The sequence below is a fragment of the Serratia sp. OLAL2 genome (assembly GCF_002752475.1).
GTDB classification, from domain to species: domain Bacteria; phylum Pseudomonadota; class Gammaproteobacteria; order Enterobacterales; family Enterobacteriaceae; genus Serratia; species Serratia bockelmannii.
The window spans coordinates 415,443-433,297 of the sequence record NZ_MSTL01000001.1; the positions used below are offsets into that span (position 1 = coordinate 415,443).

Below are 17,855 nucleotides of genomic sequence, written 5' to 3' on the forward strand. Positions count from 1 at the left end.
CAAGAGGAAGAGACGTTCTACTTTTTTTAATTAATTAAGTCACCAGGGTTGCCCGCCATAAAAGAAGCAGCCTAATTATTATTTAGATATATACCCACCGTCTTATTTGCTGCGGCAAATCAAGATACCTCGCAATGTGCATGTCGCTCATTATTTCGGGCCGGCCCTCGGCCGCCCGTGGTTAACCTCATGGATTGGGCTGGCTGCCCCGGCGGCCTCTCATAATGGATTACAATGATAAAAAAAATCACCGCCTTGACGCTGTTGGTCAGCACGGCCCTTTCCGCCGAAACCCTGCCGGATGCCCACATGATGCGGGATATGTCGATGGGCGAGTCGCGCCGCGCGCTGCAAGACAGCACGCGTGAAGTCAACCAGTTGATTGAGCAACGCCGTTACCAGCAGCTGAAGCAGCAACGCCTGCTGGCGGAGCCGGAGCCGGCCGCGCCCGCCCTGCCGCAGTCCGCGCAGTGCCTGCCGATCGCCGGCGTTTATCTGCAGGGCGTCACCCTGCTCTCGCCGAGCGATTTATCCGCCCTGAGCGCGTTGCCGGAACAGTGCATCAGCAGCAACGATATCAATCGCCTGACCCGTGAATTAACGCGTCTTTATGTGCAAAAGGGCTATATCACCGCGCGCGTGCAGATTGTTCGCCCTAATTCACAAGGAGAATTGGGGTTAAGCGTCACCGAAGGATTTATCGAGAAAATAGAAGGCGGCGATCGCTGGGTCAACAGTCGTTTATTATTTCCGGGGCTGGAAGGCAAGCCGTTGAAATTAACCGAACTCGACCAGGGATTGGATCAGGCCAACCGTTTGCAATCTAATACCACCAAGCTGGATATATTGCCCGGCCATCAGGTTGGCGGTTCGGTCATTCGTTTGCGCAACCAGCATGCCAAGCCCTGGCTGATTACCGCCGGCACGGATAATTACGGCCAAAAAAGCACCGGCCAGTGGCTGGCACGTGCCACCGCCACGCTGGACAGCCCGTTCGGCCTGTCGGACTTCGTCAGCCTGAATGCCAACAGCACGCTGGAAAACCCGGCCCACCGCTATAATCGCGCCTATACCCTGCTCTATTCGCTGCCGTACGGCGCGTTCACCTTCAGCGGGTTCGCCAGCTTCTCGTCCTATGAGAACCACCAGCAGCTGCCGCACAACGTGGTCAAACTGCACGGCCAGACCCAACAGTACGGTCTGCGCAGCGACTACGTGTTTTACCGCGATCACGATCAGATAGACAGCCTGAGCGGACAGCTGACCTACAAGCGCATCGATAACTACTTCGAAAGCGTGCGCCTCGAGGTCAGCAGCCCCACGCTGACCCTGGCCGAGCTGAGCGCCAGCCACCTGCAGATTCTGCCCAACGGGGTGTTCAGCGCCAACCTCAGCGTCGAACAGGGCCTACCATGGCTGGGCGCCGATCGCCACCCGAGCTCGGTGCACCTCGACAGCCAGTTCACCAAAGGCAAGCTGTTCGCCAACCTCAGCCAGCGTCTCAAGCTGGGTGATGCCACCTATCAGCTCAACAACCTGTTCTATGGCCAGTACAGCCGCGACCCGCTGCCCGGCGTGGAGTGGCTGAGCCTCACCGATCGCAGCGCCGTACGCGGCTTCAGCCGCAGTACCCAGTCCGGCGACAACGGCTGGTATCTGCAGAATACGCTGTCGCGCAGCTTCAATTTAGGCACCGCCACGCTGACGCCGCGCCTTGGCGCCGACGTCGGCCGCATTTTGCCGCGTCAGGATAACTCGGGCTGGCGCAGCAGCGCCGGGCTGAGCAGCGGCGCCACGTTACGCTACCGCCAGGCGCTGGTCGATCTGGAGGTCAGCCGCGGCTGGATCTTGTCGAACCACGCCACGCCCGAGGATCCCGTTCAGGTGCTGGCGCGCTTTTCTTACACCTTTTAATCAGCAGTTTTGCAGGACCCCACGGCAATATACGGAGATACATGGATGAAAAATAATAACTTCAGACTTTCGGCGGCAGGCAAACTGGCCGCCGCGCTGGCGATAATTCTCGCCGCTTCCACCGGCGCCTACGCCGGAGAGATCGTCGCGGCCAACGGCGCCAACGGCCCCGGCGTTTCCACCGCCGCCACCGGCGCCCAGGTGGTCGACATCGTCGCGCCGAACGGCAGCGGGCTGTCGCATAACCAATACCAGGACTTCAACGTCAACCAACCCGGCGCGGTGCTGAACAACTCCCGCGAGGCGGGGCTGTCGCAGCTGGCCGGGCAACTGGGTGCCAACCCGAATCTGGGCGGACGCGAAGCCAGTGTGATCCTTAATGAAGTGATCGGCCGCAACCCGTCGCTGCTGCACGGCCAGCAAGAGATCTTCGGCATGGCGGCCGACTACGTGCTGGCCAACCCGAACGGCATCAGCTGCCAGGGCTGCGGGTTCATCAACACCAGCCGCTCCTCGCTGGTGGTCGGCAACCCGCTGGTGGAAAACGGCCTGTTGCAGGGCTACAGCACCCTGGGCAACCGCAATACCCTGAGCCTCAACGGCACCCTGAACGCCAGCGGCGTGCTGGATCTGATCGCGCCGAAGATAGACAGCCGCGGCGACGTGATCGTACAAGACTTCACCCACCGCAACGGCAAAGTGACGCCGGCGGCGATCAACGCCATCAGCGGCCTTAACCGCGTGGCGCGCGACGGCAAGGTGCTGGCCAGCGAACAGCCGACGACCGCGCTGGACAGCTACTACCTCGGCAGCATGCAGGCCGGGCGCATCAACATCATCAACACCGCGCAAGGCAGCGGCGTGAAGCTGGCCGGCACGCTGGCTGCCGGCGACGAACTCAAGGTGAAAGCCTACGATATTCGCAGCGAAAGCCGCATTGAAGATGCCAGCAGCAACCGCAACGGCGGCGACAACTACCAGAACTACCGCGGTGGCATCTATGTCAACGATCGCAGCAGCAGCCAGAAGTTGACCCGCACCGAGCTGAAAGGCAAGAACATCAGCCTGGTGGCGGATAATCACGCGCACCTCACCGCCACCGATATTCGCGGCGAAGACATCACCCTGCAGGGCGGCAAGCTGACGCTCGACGGCCAGCAGTTGAAGCAGACGCAAGGTCACACCGACGACCGCTGGTTCTATTCCTGGCAATACGACATCACCCGCGAACGCGAGCAACTGCAGCAGGCGGGCAGCACCGTCGCCGCCAGCGGCAACGCCAAACTCGTCAGTACTCGGGAAGACGTGAACCTGTTGGGCGCCAGCGTCAGCGCCGACCGGGCGTTGAGCGTCAAAGCGGCTCGCGATGTGCACCTCGCCGGGCTGGTGGAGAAAGATAAGTCCAGCGAACGCGGCTATCAGCGCAACCACACCTCCAGCCTGCGCACCGGCAGTTGGAGCAGCAGCGACGAAAGCGAAAGCCTGAAGGCCAGTGAACTGCGCAGCCAGGGCGAACTGGCGGTGAAAGCCGGCCGCAATGTCTCGACTCAGGGTGCCAAGGTCCACGCCCAGCGCGATCTGACGATCGACGCAGATAACCAAATCCAGGTCGGGGTGCAGAAAACCGCCAACGCCAAAGCGGTGCGCGATGACAAAACCTCCTGGGGCGGCATCGGCGGCGGCGACAACAAGAACAACAGCAATCGCCGCGAAGTCAGCCACGCTTCCGAATTGACCAGCGGCGGCACCCTGCGCCTGAACGGTCAGCAAGGCGTCACCATTACCGGCAGTAAGGCGCGCGGCCAGAAAGGCGGCGAAGTCACCGCCACCCACGGCGGCCTGCGCATCGACAACGCGCTGAGCACCACCGTGGATAAAATCGACGCGCGTACCGGCACCGCCTTCAACATCACCAGCAGTTCGCACAAGGCCGATAACAGTTATCAGAGCAGCACCGCCAGCGAGCTGAAGTCCGACACCAACCTGAAGCTGGTCAGCCGTAAGGACACCGACGTGATCGGCAGCCAGGTCGCCAGCGGCGGCGAGCTGAGCGTCACGTCGCAGACCGGCAATATCAACGTCAAGGCTGCCGAGCAGCAGCAGAACATCGACGAGCAGAAAACCGCGCTCACCGTCAACGGCTACGCCAAAGAAGCCGGCGACAAGCAATACCGCGCCGGTTTACGCATCGAACACACCCGCAACAGCGAGAAAACCACCCGCACCGAGAACCGCGGCGCCACCCTCAGCGGCGGCAGCGTGAAGCTCGACGCGGATAAGGACGTGACCTTCAGCGGATCCAAATTGGTCGCCGACAAAGGCGACGCCAGCGTCAGCGGCAATAAGGTTTCGTTCCTGGCGGCCGACGACAAAACCACCTCGAATACCGAGCAGACCAAGGTCGGCGGCGGTTTCTACTACACCGGCGGCATCGACAAGCTCGGCAGCGGCGTGGAGGCCGGCTACGAGAACAGCAAAACACAGGCGCAGAGCAGCAAGGCCGTCACCTCCGGCAGCGACGTCAAAGGCAACCTGACTGTCAACGCCCGTGACAAGCTGACCCAGCAAGGTGCGCAGCACAGCGTCGGCGGCACCTATCAAGAAAACGCCGCGGACGTCGATCACCTGGCCGCTGCCGACACCACCAGCAGCAACACCACCAAAACCGACGTCGGCGTGAACATCGGTGCCAACGTCGATTACAGCGCCGTGACCCGTCCGGTCGAGCGTGCGGTCGGCAAGGCGGCCAAGCTGGACGCCACGGGCGTCATCAACGACATCGGTGGCATCGGCGCGCCTAACGTCGGCCTGGATATCGGCGCACAGGGCGGCAGCAGCGAAAAACGCAGCAGCAGCTCGCAGGCGGTCGTCAGCTCGGTGAAAGCCGGCAGCATCGACATCAACGCCAAAGGCAAAGTGCGCGATCAGGGCACGCAATATCAAGCCAACAAAGGCGCGGTCACGCTGACGGCGGACAGCCACCGCAGCGAAGCTGCGACAAATCGTCAGGAAGAGCAGAGCCGCGATACCCGCGGCAGCGCCGGCGTGCGCGTCTACACCTCCACCGGCAGCGATCTGACCGTGGACGCCAAGGGCGAAGGCGGCACCCAGCGCAGCAACAGCAGCGCCAGCCAGGCGGTGACCGGCTCGATCGACGCGGCCAACGGCATCAACGTCAACGTGAAAAAAGACGCGGTCTATCAGGGCACCGCGCTGAACGGCGGCAGCGGTAAAACCGCCGTCAACGCCGGCGGCGATATCCGCCTTGATCAGGCCAGCGACAAGCAGAGCGAAAGCCACAGCGGCTTTAACGTCAAAGCCTCCGCCAAGGGCGGTTTCACCGCCGACAGTAAAAACTTCGGCGCCGGGTTCGGCGGCGGCACCCACAACGGCGAAAGCAGCAGCAGCACCGCGCAGGTCGGCAACGTCAGTGGCCAACAGGGCGTTGAGCTGAAGGCGGGCCGTGATCTGACGCTGCAGGGCACCAACGTCAAGAGCCAGGGCGACGTCAGCCTGAGCGCGGGTAACAAGGTCGCACTGCAGGCGGCAGAATCGACCCAAACGCGTAAGGAAAGCAAGCTGTCCGGCAATATCGATCTGGGCGCCGGCAGCAGCGACAGCAAGGAAAAAACCGGCGGCAACCTCTCCGCCGGCGGCGCCTTCGACATCGCCAAGGTGAATGAGTCCACGACCGAGCGTCAGGGCGCCACTATCGCCTCAGACGGCAAGGTCACCCTGTCCGCCAACGGCAAAGGCGATGACGCACTGCATCTGCAGGGGGCCAAAGTCAGCGGCGGCAGCGCCGCGCTCGAGGCGAAAAACGGCGGCATCCTGCTGGAGTCAGCCAAAAACGAGCAGCATAAGGACAACTGGAGCCTGGGCATCAAAGCCAACGCCAAAGGCGGCCAAACCTTCAATAAGGACGCCGGCGGCAAGGTCGATCCGAACACTGGCAAAGATACCCACACGCTGGGTGCCGGTCTGAAGGTCGGCGTGGAACAGCAGGATAAAACCATCCACGCCAACACCGGCATCACCGCGGGCGACGTGGCGATCAACAGCGGCAAAGACACCCGTCTCGCCGGCGCGCGTGTCGATGCCGACAGCGTACAAGGCAAGGTGGGCGGCAATCTGCACGTTGAAAGCCGCAAAGACGTTGAGAACGGTGTGAAGGTCGATGTGGATGCCGGCCTGAGCCACAGCAACGATCCGGGCAGCAGCATCACCTCCAAGCTGTCGAAGGTCGGCACACCGCGTTACGCCGGTAAGGTGAAAGAGAAACTGGAGGCCGGAGTGAACAAAGTGGCCGACGCCACCACCGACAAGTATAACAGCGTGGCGCGTCGCCTCGATCCGCAGCAGGACACCACCGGCGCGGTCAGCTTCAGCAAGGCCGAAGGCAAAGTCACGCTGCCGGCAACGCCGACCGGCGAAAAACCGCAAGGCCCGCTGTGGGATCGCGGCGCACGCACCGTCGGCGGCGCGGTGAAAGACAGCATCACCGGGCCGGCCGGTCGCCAGGGGCACCTCAAGGTCAATGCCGACGTGGTGAACAACAACGCGGTCGGCGAGCAATCGGCGATCACCGGTAAGAACGGCGTGGCGCTGCAGGTCGGCGGCCAAACCCAACTGACCGGCGGCGAGATCCGCAGCCAGCAAGGCAAGGTGGAACTGGGCGGTAGCCAGGTCAGCCAGCAGGACGTCAACGGCCAACGCTATCAGGGCGGCGGCCGCGTCGATGCGGCGGCCACGGTTGGCGGCCTGGCCGCCGGTGCGGCGAAACAGGGCGTTGACGGCAACGTGCCGTTCGTCAGCGGCCATGCCTCAACAAAACAGGCGGATGCCAAAGCCGGCGTGTTCAGCGGCAAATAACGCGCCTTTCCTGCACAACGCCCCGGTTAAAACCGGGGGCGTTTTTTTACAGCGTGCTCGGGGTGTCTTCCCAGTCGCGATCGTCGTCCTTGGCATCCTGATCCAACACGTTGTAAGCCACCGCGCAGAACAGCGAGTTCAGGCGCTTCATGTCCCCCAACAATCCCAAATGCAACGAACTGGTCTCGATGCTCTGCACGTTTTGCTGGTGCAAACGATCGACGTGCGCGTGCGCGTAGCGGCGATCCAGAATGCGGAAGCGGTGCTTGGAACGGCGCAGGCGTTTGGCGCTGGTGACGTCGCCGGACAGGAACACCGACAGCCCCAGGCGCAGGTTGCCGATCAGCCGTTCGTGCAGCCCGTCCAGCTCCGCCAACCCTTCCGCCGAGAAGGCGCGGCGCGCGGCGTGCGACTTGGCGCCCACGTCGCCGGCCATGCGCTCGATGATGTCGCCCGCCTGTTCCAGGTTGAGCGCCATTTCGATGATCTCCGCCCAGCGGCGCGAGTCTTCCTCGCCCAGATCTTCCTTCTGGATCTGCGCCAGATACAGCTTGATGGCGGTGTACAGCACGTCGACGTCATCGTCGAGGCGCCGCACCTCTTTATCGACCCCCTGCTTACCGTGCAGCACTTCACGTTGCAGGATCATCATGTGTTCCACCACGTCGCCCATGCGCAGCGTTTCGCGCGCCGCATTGGCCAGCGCCAGCGTCGGCGTGTCCAGCGCGCTGGCGTCCAGATGGCGCGGCCGCATGCGCGGATCGTCGGCCGCTTCGTCGACGATCAGCCGCTCGCACAGCGTCGCCATCGGCCCGGCCAGTGGGATCATCACCAGGCAGCGGATCAGGTTGTAGAACACGTGGAAATAGATCACCAGCTCTTCGCTGCCGCCCGGCAGCTGAGCCATCAAATCCGCCAGATAGGAGACGAACGGCAGCACCAGTATGCAGCCCACCAGCTTGAACAGCAGGCTGCCGAGCGCTACGCGCCGCCCGGCGGCGTTCTGCCCGCTGGCGTTGATCATCGCCAGCAGGCCGCTGCCGAGGTTGGCGCCGATCACCAGACAGAGCGCCACCTTCAGAGAAATCACGCCGGTGGCGGTCAGGGTGGCGGTCAGCAGCACCGCCGCCAGGCTGGAATAGCTGACGATGGCGAACAGCGCGCCGGTCAGGGCGTCCAGCATCACGTCGCCGGTCAGCGACGAGAACAGCACTTTCACCCCGGCCGCCTGGGTGATCGGCGTGGCGGCGGCGACGATCAGCTCCAGCGCCAGCACGATCAGCCCAAGGCCGATCAGGACGCGTCCGATCTGGCCGATCCGCATTTGCTTGCGGCTGAGGAACAGGAAGACGCCGACCAGGATCAGCAGCGGCGACAGCCAGGAAAGATCGAAGGTCAGCACGCGCGCCATCAGCGCGGTGCCGACGTCGGCGCCCAGCATGATCACCAGCGCAGGCGCCAGCCCCACCAGCCCCTGCGCGACGAAAGAGGTCACCAGCAGCGCGGTGGCGTTGCTGCTTTGCACCAGCGCGGTCACGCCGATGCCGGAAACGAACGCCAGCGGCTTTTTCTCAACGCTGTCGCTCAACACGCGCCGCAGATTGGCGCCGTAAACCCGCATGATCCCGGTGCGCACGATGTGGGTACCCCACACCAACAGCGCCACGGACGAAAGCAGGTGAAGAAGGGTCAGCACGGAAGATACGCTCCATTAACGCCCGGCCAAAGGAGGCTGATACCCGATGCTTGTCACGCGACGCAGAGAGGCGAGCCAAAGGATGACGGGTACAGCGCGCGGTCCCGCCTGCCGGGCGTGGGTCTGGCAGGACAGCGGGCGGGCGGCAGACCGCAGAAGAGAAGGGTTAATGCGGCGGCGGGAAGGCCCCGGCGCCGCGCTGCGAAGTCATGCAACTTCCCGCAATACAACAGGTTCCAAGTGTAGCCCAATTTCCGCGCCGTCGGGCCGCAGGTCGGCCACCGAACGGTTGAGCACGTCAACCAGCAATTCTACCTCGCAAACCTGAATCCGATACCGTACCACATTCCCGAGCAAACTGTGACCCAGGATCACCCCGCCGATCCCCTGTCCGGCCGGCAACAGGCCGATCGACTCGGGGCGGATCGCCACCTTGCCGACATAGCTGCGCCCGGTCAGTTGGGCGGCCTGTTCGGCGGTCAACAGGTTATAGTTGCCGATAAATCCGGCGGCGAAGGCGTCCGCCGGCTGGGTATACAGGGTTTCCGCGTCGCCGCTCTGCACGATCTGCCCCTTGTTCATCAGCACGATGCGATCCGACAGGGTCAGCGCCTCTTCCTGATCGTGGGTGACGAAGATCGCCGTCAGGTTCAGCTCGCGCTGAATGCGCCGGATCTGCTCGCGCAGGTGTTTGCGAATACGCGCATCCAGCGCCGACAGCGGTTCGTCGAGCAGCAGCAGACGCGGGCGAGTGACCAGCGATCGCGCCAGCGCCACGCGCTGACACTGGCCGCCCGACAGCTGATGCGGATAGCGCTTTGCCAGATCGCTCAGCTCCACCAGCGCCAGTACCTCCTGCACCCGCTGGCCGATCTGCCCGGCCGCCAGCTTCTGCATTTTCAGGCCGAATGCCACGTTGCCTTCCACCGTCATATTGGGGAACAGCGCATAACTTTGGAACACCATGCCGATGCCGCGCTTTTGCGGCGCCAGCGGTACCAGATCCTGGCCCTGCAATAAAATTTGCCCGCTGTCGACCGGTGTCAGGCCGGCCAGGCAGCGCAGCAGCGTCGATTTGCCGCAGCCGCTCGGCCCCAGCAGGGTGACGAACTCCCCCTCTTCGGCTGTGAAATCGATATCCTGAAACACCTGGGTCTGGCCATAGTGTTTGTTCAGGCGGGTGACGTTGAGATAAGCCATCGGGTTAGCCCTTGTTTTTATTCAGCAAGTTCGCCAGCCAGGTGACGAGCAGCACCACGGCGAAATAGGAGATGACCAGCGCGCTGGTGAAATGCCCGCTGCCGTTGCGCATATTAAACAGGTAGACCTGCAGCGTTTCATACTGGCTGCCCACCAGCAGGTTGGCGAACACGAACTCGCCGATCAGGAACGAGAACGACAGCAGCACGGCGATCGTTCCGCCCTTGCGCAGGTTCGGCAGCACCACCCACAGCGCCGCCTGCCAGGTACTGGCGCCGAGCAGGTGCGCGGCGTCCATCAGATCGCGCAGGTTGATCGCCTGCATGTTGTTGCTGATGGCGCGGTAGATAAACGGCAGCGCGATGGTGAAATAGCAGCCCACCAAAATCCAGGGGGTGCCGAGCAGCGGCAGCGGATCGGCGGCGAACAGCTGCATCAGCCCCACCGCCGACACCACCGGCGGCACGGCGAACGGCAGCAGGATCAGCACGTTCATCACCGCGTCCAGCTTGGGAAAATAGTAAGCAATCACAAACATCGCCGGCAGGATCACCACCACCGACAGCAGCAGCGTGCCGAAGCAGATCAGCAGCGAATGCCACAGCGCCTGCAAAAAGCGCGGGTCGCTCCACAGCGCCGTCAGCCACTTCAGGGTAAAACCGTCCGGTAAAATGGTGGCGCCCCACTGGGTGGCCAGCGCATAAATCAGCGTCGCCGCCAGCGGCAGCAGCAGGATCAGCAGCAGCAAGCCGGTCACCGTGCGGTGATAGAGGCGTTCAGCACGCGACATGCGCATTCTCCATCCGATTATGAGCGCGCATTGAGGTAGCTCCTGCGCAGCATCCATTGGTGGATTACCGTGATAAACGCCATCATCACCACCAGCAGCATCGCCAGCGCGCTGGCCAGGTTCGGATCGAGGGAGATGTCCCCCGCCACCAACGCCGAGATGCGGATCGGGATCACGTTGAAGTTGCCGGTGGTCAGCGCGTACACCGTGGCGTAGGCGCCCAGCGCGTTGGCCAGCAGGATGACGAAGGTGCCCATCAGCGCCGGCGCCAGCACCGGCAGGCCGATATGCCGCCAGTAGCGCCAGGGGCCGGCGCCGAGCAGCGCCGCCGACTCACGCCAATCGGCGCGCAGCGCATCGAACGCCGGATACAGCAACAGCACGCCCAACGGGATCTGGAAGTAGGTATACAGCACGATCAGGCCGCTCTTCGAATAGAGGTTGAAGCTCTCCATCAAACCGTATTTGCGCAGCAGCAGCGTCAGGCAGCCGTTCAACCCCAGCAGAATGACGAAGGCGAACGCCAGCGGCACCCCGGCGAAGTTGCTGGTCATGTTGGTGAACGACATCACGAAGTCATGAAAGCGGGTCTGGCCGAGCTGGCGAAGTGAGTAACTGCCCACTAATGCAATCAGCAAGCCGTAGACGCTCGACCACAGCGAGATCTCCAGCGAGAACTGAAAGGCCTGCAGGTAGAACGGCGACGTGAGGATATCGACATAGTTGCCCCATCCCCAGCCGCTGGTCTCGCTGAAAAAGCTGTGAACCGCGATCCACACCAGCGGGGCGATCTGAAACGCGCCGAACAGCACGATAAACGGCAGCAGGCACAGTGCGGCGATCCATTTGGTTTTGCTGTTCATCGCGCATCCTGCGCCAGCAGCGCCCGGCAGCGCGGCTTGTCATGCGCCGCCTGCAGCAGATCGCAGATCGTGCCGCACAGCTCGGTTTGCTGCGGATCGGCGTCGTCCAGGCTGAAGCCCGCGCCGAACACGAACAGCGGCACCTGGCGCTCTTCCGGCAACACCCCGCCGTGGCTGCGATCGTCGTTCATGCCGTGGTCGGCGGTGACCAGCACCTGATAACCGGCCGCCAGCCACTCGGGCAGGTAGCGCGACAGCGAGCCGTCGGCGCGCCGCGCCGCGTTGCGGTACTGCGGCGAAGAGAGGCCGAAGCGGTGCCCGGCGTCGTCGATGTTCATCGGGTGGATCAGCAGGAAATCCGGCTGATGACGCTGGCGCAGGCTTTCGGCGTCGTCGAACAGATGGCTGTCGGGATAGCCGTCGTCGTAATAGAAATGGCCGTGCTGAATCGGCAGCTCGGGAGCGTCGGTGTGGCGGTCGCGCGCGGCGTCGAACGGCGTGCGGTTATACAATTCGCTGAACCAATGATACGCGGCGGCGGCGGTGGTCAGCCCGGCGGCGCGCGCGTAATGAAACACGCTTTGTTGATGAGAAAGGCGCGAGACGTGGTTGTGCACCACGCCGCTCTCCACCGGCGTGACGCCGGTGAGGATGCATTCATACAGCGGCCGGGAGAGCGAGGGCAACTCGCTCTCCAGCAGGTACAACCGCCCGCGTCCCGCCGCACATTCGGCCTGCAGATACCCCATGGCGTCATGCGCCACCCGGTAGTTGAGGCCGTCCAGCAGCACGAGGATCGTTTTCATGGTGCGTTAACTCACTGCTGCATAAACATAATGACGTTTTCCTGCCACAGGCGCGGCAGCGCTTTGGCGCTCTGTTCCCAGGCCGCCGGATCGGCGATCGGGTGCGCATTCTTGTACTGCTCGGCCGGCAGCAGCTTGGCCTTGACGTCGTCCGGCAGCGTCAGATGTTCGGCGCGGATCGGGCGGGCATAGCCGCGCGCCAGGTTGATCTGGCCGGCGTCGGAGAAGATGTATTCGCGCGCCAGCTTGGCGGCGTTCGGGTGCTTGGCGTATTTATTGATGATGGTGGTGTAGCCGGAGGTGATCGAGCCGTCCGACGGGATCAGCACTTCAAAACGGGTTTTGTCGATCTGATCGCGGTAGTTCAGGCCGTTGAAGTCCCACACCACGCCAACCTGCACTTCCCCTTTCTCCAGCGATGCGATCACCGGGTTACTCAGGCTCAGGCGGCCGGCCTTGGCCAGCTTGCCGAAGAATTCCAGGCCCGGCTTGAGGTTTTTCTCGTTGCCGCCCATGGCGTAGGTGGCGGCCAGCACGCCGCTGGCCGCCTGCGACGCGGTGCCGACGTCGCCGATGGTGACCTGATAGCTGCCCTTGAGCAGATCGGCCCAGCTGTGCGGGATGTCTTTCACCTGCTGTTTATTGATGATAAAGGCGATGGTGCCGGTGTAAGCCAGCGCCCAGTGCCCATCTTTGTCTTTCGCCCAGTCCGGCACCTGATCCCAGGTAGAGGGTTTGTAGGGCTGCGTTACGCCCTTCTGCACCGCCACCGGGCCAAAGGCCGCGCCGACGTCACCGATGTCCGCCGTAGCGTTGTTCTTTTCCGCATCGAATTTGGCGATCTCCTGCGCGGAGCTCATGTCGGTATCGACATGCTTCAGGCCGTACTTGCTCAACAGATCTTGCCAGGTGCCTTTCCAGTTGGCCCAGCTGTCCGGCATGCCGACGCTGTTGACTTCGCCTTCTTTCTTCGCGGCCTGCTCCAGCGCCGCCAGATCGGTATCCGCGGCCCAGCTCATCTGGCTGGATAACACGATGGCACTGGTTAACACAGAAGCGCACAAACGTTTCATAACTGATGCTCCAGGTGGTAGTGTGGGGATGGCTGGACTAGTCCAGCAAGGACCAAACCAATCTAACGGACGAATGTGATAATTATATGTCAGCTTAAAAAAGCGACAGTTTTATCACCCATTGCAACGGCGAAAACGCGACGCTGGTCTACCTTAAGGAAGGCCAAACGCACTGAAACGGGACACCCGCTGTATGAGTGAAGCACCGACGACCGTCGCCACCATCTGCCAAACGCTGAACGCCCGCATCACCGCGGGCGAGTTTGCCGTAGGCGGCAAGCTGCCCTCCGAACGCGCCCTGAGCGAACAGTTCGCCACCACCCGCATTACCTTGCAGGAGGCGCTCGGCCAGCTGGAGGCGCAGGGCGTCATCTACCGTCAGGTGCGGCGCGGCTGGTTCATCTCGCCTCCACGTCTTATCTACAACCCGCTGCAGCGCAGCCATTTTCACGCCATGGCGCAGCAACAGGGGCGCGCCGCCCATACCGAAGCGATCGACAGCGCGGTAGTCACGCTTGACGCACCGCTGGCCGGCCGCCTGGCGCTGCCCTCCGGCGCCGAGGCCTATCGCATTCGCCGGCTGCGCTACATCGACGGACGCGCGGTGCTGTACTGCGAGCACTACCTCAACCCGGCCTATTTCCCCGGCATTCTGGACGAAGACCTGACCCAGTCGCTGACCGCGCTGTACGCCGCGCGCTACGGCATTCACTACGGGCGGGTGCGTTTCGACATGCTGCCCACCCTGCTGCCGCAGCAGGCCGCCGCCATGCTGAAGGTGACCTACGGCAGCCCGGCGCTGTTCATTACGCGGGTGAATCGCGATCAGCACGACAGAGTGATCGATTGCGACCTGGAATATTGGCGTTACGACGCGCTGCACATCGACGTGGAAGCGCAGTAAATGACAAGGGCGCATCGCTGCGCCCTTAAAGAGGAAATCAGTCGGCGTCGTAGCCGAGGTTTGGCGCCAGCCAGCGTTCGACCTCGCTCACGCTCATCCCTTTACGCGCCGCGTAGTCTTCCACCTGATCGCGCTGGATCTGCGCCACCGCGAAGTACTTGCTCTCAGGATGGCTGAAGTACCAGCCGGACACCGCCGCCCCCGGCCACATGGCGAAGGACTCCGTCAGCTCCATGCCGGTGTGGCGGTTGACGTCCAGCAGCTGCCAGATGGTCGCTTTCTCGGTGTGCTCCGGGCAGGCCGGGTAACCCGGCGCCGGCCGGATGCCCTGATAGTTCTCGCGGATCAGTTCCTCGTTGCTCAGGCTCTCGTCGGCGGCATAGCCCCAGTGCAGCTTGCGCACCTGCTCATGCAGGTATTCGGCGAAGGCCTCCGCCAAGCGATCCGCCAGCGCTTTGACCATGATTTTGTTGTAATCGTCGTGCTGCGCGTCGTAGGCCGCCGCCAGCGCGTCTTCCTCCAGCCCGCCGGTCACCGCGAAGGCGCCGAAGTAGTCAGCCTTGCCGCTGCTTTTCGGCGCCACAAAGTCCGCCAGGCAGTAGTTCGGGAAGTCGGTTTTTTCCGTCTGCTGACGCAGATGGCGGCTCACCGCCAGCACCTCGTCACGCCGTTCGTCGCGGTATACTTCCACGTCGTCGCCGACGCGGTTGGCCGGGAACAGGCCGTAAACGCCGCGCGGGTTGAGGCTGCGCTCGGCGGCCAGCCGATCCAGCATCTGATTGGCGTCGTGGAACAGGCGCTTGGCCTCTTCCCCCACCACCTCGTCTTCCAGGATGCGCGGGTATTTGCCCGCCAACGACCAGGTCATGAAGAACGGTGTCCAGTCGATGTAGTGGCGCAGCGTCTCGATGCTGGCCGCCACCGGAAACACGCCGAGTTGCCGCGGCGCCGGCGGCTGATAATCGGCCCAGTCCAGCGCCATGGCGTTGGCGCGCGCCTTCTGCAAATCGACCGGCGGCGTGCGCGGTTTTTTGCGCGCGTGCTGAATGCGCACCGTTTCATACTCTTTGCGGGTGCGCGCCACAAACTCGTCGCGCTGGGTGGCGGACAGCAGTGCCGACACCACGCCCACGGTGCGCGAAGCGTTCTGCACGTAGGTGGTCGGGCCGCTGTAGTTCTGCTCGATTTTCACCGCGGTGTGCGCCTTGGAGGTGGTGGCGCCGCCGATCAGCAGCGGCAGCGTAAAGCCCTGGCGCTCCATCTCTTTGGCCACGTTGACCATCTCGTCGAGCGACGGCGTGATCAGCCCCGACAGGCCGATGATGTCCACGTTCTCCTCGCGCGCGGTGCGCAGGATTTTCTCCGTCGGCACCATCACGCCCAGATCGACGATTTCATAGTTATTGCACTGCAGCACCACGCCGACGATGTTCTTGCCGATGTCGTGCACGTCGCCCTTCACCGTCGCCAACAGGATTTTCCCCGCAGAGGTGCCTTGCTGCTTGCTGGCCTCGATGTACGGTTCCAGGTAGGCCACCGCCTGCTTCATCACGCGGGCGGATTTCACCACCTGCGGCAGGAACATCTTGCCCTCGCCAAACAGATCGCCGACCACGTTCATCCCGGCCATCAGCGGCCCTTCGATCACTTCGATTGGGCGTTCGGCCTGCTGCCGCGCTTCTTCGGTGTCCAGCTCGATAAACTCGGTGATGCCCTTCACCAGCGAGTATTCCAGCCGCTTCTCCACCGGCCAGCCGCGCCACTCCGCCTGCTGCACCGCCGCTTCGCCGTCTTTGCTGCCGCGGTACTTTTCCGCCAGCTCCAGCAGGCGTTCGGTGCCGTCCTCGCGACGGTTGAGGATCACGTCTTCTACCGCCTCGCGCAGCTCAGTAGGCAGATCGTCGTAAATCGCCAACTGCCCGGCGTTGACGATGCCCATGTCCATGCCGTTGCGAATGGCGTGATACAGGAACACCGCATGGATCGCTTCACGCACCGGATCGTTGCCGCGGAACGAGAACGACACGTTGGACACCCCGCCGGAGATCATCGCGTGCGGCAGGTGGGTTTTGATGTCGGCGCAGGCTTCGATAAAGTCGACGGCGTAGTTGTTGTGCTCGTCGATGCCGGTGGCGACGGCGAAGATGTTCGGATCGAAAATGATGTCTTCCGGCGGGAAGCCAACGCGTTCGGTCAAAATTTTATAGGCGCGGCGGCAGATCTCGAACTTGCGCTCGCGGGTGTCCGCCTGGCCCACTTCGTCGAACGCCATCACCACCACCGCGGCGCCGTAGCGGCGCACCAGTTTGGCGTGATGGATAAAGGCTTCTTCGCCCTCCTTCATCGAGATCGAATTGACGATGCCCTTGCCCTGAATGCACTTCAGGCCTTTCTCGATAACGGACCACTTGGAGGAGTCGATCATGATCGGCACCCGAGCGATATCCGGCTCGCCGGCGATCAGGTTGAGGAAGCGCACCATCGCCGCTTCGGCGTCGAGCATCCCCTCGTCCATGTTGATGTCGATGATCTGCGCGCCGCTCTCGACCTGCTGACGCGCCACGTCGAGCGCCTCGTTGTATTTCTCTTCTTTGATCAGGCGCTTGAAGCGCGCCGAACCGGTGACGTTGGTGCGCTCGCCGACGTTGACGAACAGCGTGTTGGCGTCGATGGTCAGCGGCTCCAGACCGGCCAGGCGGCAGGCGACCGGGAGCTCCGGCAGCCGGCGCGGCGGCACGCCCTCGACCGCCTTGGCCATCGCGGCGATATGTTCCGGCGTGGTGCCGCAGCAGCCGCCGATGATATTGAGAAAGCCGGCCTGCGCCCACTCCCCGACCTGGCGCGCCATCTCGGCCGCATCCAGATCGTATTCGCCGAAGGCGTTCGGCAAACCGGCGTTCGGGTGCGCGGTGACGTAGGTCTCCGAGATGCGCGCCAGCTCGGCGACGTACTGGCGCAGCTCGTCCGGGCCCAGGGCGCAGTTCAGGCCGAAGGTCAGCGGCTTGACGTGGCGCAGCGAATTGTAAAACGCTTCGGTGGTCTGGCCGGACAGGGTGCGGCCGGAGGCGTCGGTGATGGTGCCGGAAATCATGATCGGCAGTTCCACCCCCAGCGCTTCGAATTCGGTTTCCACCGCAAAAGCAGCGGCCTTGGCGTTCAGGGTGTCGAAGATGGTTTCGATCATGATCAGATCGACGCCGCCTTCCACCAGCGCGCGAGTCGATTCGCGGTAAGCCGCCACCAGTTCATCGAACGAGATGTTGCGGAACGCCGGATCGTTGACGTTCGGCGAGATGGACGCAGTGCGGTTGGTCGGCCCCAACACCCCGGCGACGTAGCGCGGTTTTTCCGGCGTGCGCGCCGTCCATTCGTCGGCGCAGGCGCGCGCCAGACAGGCGGCCTGATAGTTAATCTCGGCGGACAGCGACTCCATGTGGTAGTCGGCCATGGCGATGGAGGTGGAGTTGAAGGTATTGGTCTCAAGGATATCGGCGCCCGCCTCAAGATAGGCGTAATGAATGGCGGTGATCACTTCCGGCTTGGTCAGCACCAGCAGATCGTTATTGCCTTTCAGATCGCTGCGCCAGTCGGCGAAACGCTCACCGCGGAAATCGCGCTCATCCAGACGGTAGCTCTGGATCATGGTGCCCATGCCGCCGTCCAACACCAAAATGCGCTGCGCTAACTGGCGGCGCAGTTGTTCTACTCGATTCGTCACTGTAACCCCTTCCATTGCC

General features: G+C 63.0%; 10 protein-coding genes. 3 read left to right on the plus strand and 7 right to left on the minus strand.

Features of this window, described 5'->3' with window-relative positions:
* Positions 1-234 precede the first annotated feature (234 nt).
* Both BVU99_RS01930 and BVU99_RS01935 read left to right on the plus strand, forming a co-directional pair.
* Positions 235-1,914, plus strand: a complete 1,680-nt coding sequence (locus BVU99_RS01930) for a ShlB/FhaC/HecB family hemolysin secretion/activation protein (protein ID WP_099816670.1) — start codon at positions 235-237, stop codon at positions 1,912-1,914.
* Positions 1,915-1,959: 45 nt separating this feature from the next.
* Positions 1,960-6,786 carry a hemagglutinin repeat-containing protein gene (locus tag BVU99_RS01935; protein ID WP_099816671.1) on the plus strand — a complete coding sequence of 1,609 codons (4,827 nt, stop codon included), beginning with the start codon at positions 1,960-1,962 and terminating at the stop codon, positions 6,784-6,786.
* Positions 6,787-6,832: 46 nt separating this feature from the next.
* Here the strand turns inward: BVU99_RS01935 and BVU99_RS01940 are convergent, their stop codons facing one another.
* The 6 genes from BVU99_RS01940 to BVU99_RS01965 all read right to left on the minus strand — a co-directional run bounded on the left by BVU99_RS01940 (position 6,833) and on the right by BVU99_RS01965 (position 13,214).
* Positions 6,833-8,482, minus strand: a complete 1,650-nt coding sequence (locus BVU99_RS01940; RefSeq protein WP_016930295.1) for a Na/Pi cotransporter family protein — start codon at positions 8,480-8,482, stop codon at positions 6,833-6,835.
* 207 nt (positions 8,483-8,689) lie between these two features.
* Positions 8,690-9,682, minus strand: coding sequence for an ABC transporter ATP-binding protein (locus BVU99_RS01945; RefSeq protein ID WP_099816672.1), 993 nt, complete (start codon positions 9,680-9,682; stop codon positions 8,690-8,692).
* Positions 9,683-9,686: 4 nt separating this feature from the next.
* The gene (locus tag BVU99_RS01950; protein WP_025304475.1) at positions 9,687-10,472 is read right to left on the minus strand and encodes an ABC transporter permease; all 786 of its coding nucleotides are present in this window, start codon (positions 10,470-10,472) and stop codon (positions 9,687-9,689) included.
* A gap of 17 nt (positions 10,473-10,489) precedes the next feature.
* The gene (locus tag BVU99_RS01955) at positions 10,490-11,335 is read right to left on the minus strand and encodes an ABC transporter permease subunit (RefSeq protein WP_015379247.1); all 846 of its coding nucleotides are present in this window, start codon (positions 11,333-11,335) and stop codon (positions 10,490-10,492) included.
* Positions 11,332-12,141: an alkaline phosphatase family protein gene (locus BVU99_RS01960; protein ID WP_043139627.1), complete on the minus strand. Its 810-nt coding sequence runs from the start codon at positions 12,139-12,141 to the stop codon at positions 11,332-11,334. The genes BVU99_RS01955 and BVU99_RS01960 overlap by 4 nt, the downstream gene beginning before the upstream one ends.
* An 11-nt stretch (positions 12,142-12,152) precedes the next feature.
* The gene (locus tag BVU99_RS01965) at positions 12,153-13,214 is read right to left on the minus strand and encodes an ABC transporter substrate-binding protein (RefSeq protein WP_004936660.1); all 1,062 of its coding nucleotides are present in this window, start codon (positions 13,212-13,214) and stop codon (positions 12,153-12,155) included.
* Positions 13,215-13,407: 193 nt separating this feature from the next.
* On the opposite strand from BVU99_RS01965, the gene BVU99_RS01970 reads away from it, so the two are divergent.
* Positions 13,408-14,118 (plus strand): UTRA domain-containing protein, encoded by a 711-nt coding sequence (locus BVU99_RS01970; protein ID WP_099816673.1) that lies wholly within the window; start codon positions 13,408-13,410, stop codon positions 14,116-14,118.
* 37 nt (positions 14,119-14,155) lie between these two features.
* Here the strand turns inward: BVU99_RS01970 and metH are convergent, their stop codons facing one another.
* Positions 14,156-17,851 carry a methionine synthase gene (gene metH, locus BVU99_RS01975; RefSeq protein ID WP_099816674.1) on the minus strand — a complete coding sequence of 1,232 codons (3,696 nt, stop codon included), beginning with the start codon at positions 17,849-17,851 and terminating at the stop codon, positions 14,156-14,158.
* Positions 17,852-17,855: the final 4 nt, after the last annotated feature.

Bases quoted from the DNA above. Each gene is read 5' to 3' on its own strand.
- BVU99_RS01930 (WP_099816670.1), top strand. From the start codon at position 235: ATGATAAAAAAAATCACCGCCTTGACGCTGTTGGTCAGCACGGCCCTT.
- BVU99_RS01965 (WP_004936660.1), bottom strand. From the start codon at position 13,214: ATGAAACGTTTGTGCGCTTCTGTGTTAACCAGTGCCATCGTGTTATCC.
- BVU99_RS01950 (WP_025304475.1), bottom strand. From the start codon at position 10,472: ATGTCGCGTGCTGAACGCCTCTATCACCGCACGGTGACCGGCTTGCTG.
- BVU99_RS01960 (WP_043139627.1), bottom strand. From the start codon at position 12,141: ATGAAAACGATCCTCGTGCTGCTGGACGGCCTCAACTACCGGGTGGCG.
- BVU99_RS01970 (WP_099816673.1), top strand. From the start codon at position 13,408: ATGAGTGAAGCACCGACGACCGTCGCCACCATCTGCCAAACGCTGAAC.
- BVU99_RS01935 (WP_099816671.1), top strand. From the start codon at position 1,960: ATGAAAAATAATAACTTCAGACTTTCGGCGGCAGGCAAACTGGCCGCC.
- BVU99_RS01955 (WP_015379247.1), bottom strand. From the start codon at position 11,335: ATGAACAGCAAAACCAAATGGATCGCCGCACTGTGCCTGCTGCCGTTT.
- metH (WP_099816674.1), bottom strand. From the start codon at position 17,851: ATGGAAGGGGTTACAGTGACGAATCGAGTAGAACAACTGCGCCGCCAG.
- BVU99_RS01945 (WP_099816672.1), bottom strand. From the start codon at position 9,682: ATGGCTTATCTCAACGTCACCCGCCTGAACAAACACTATGGCCAGACC.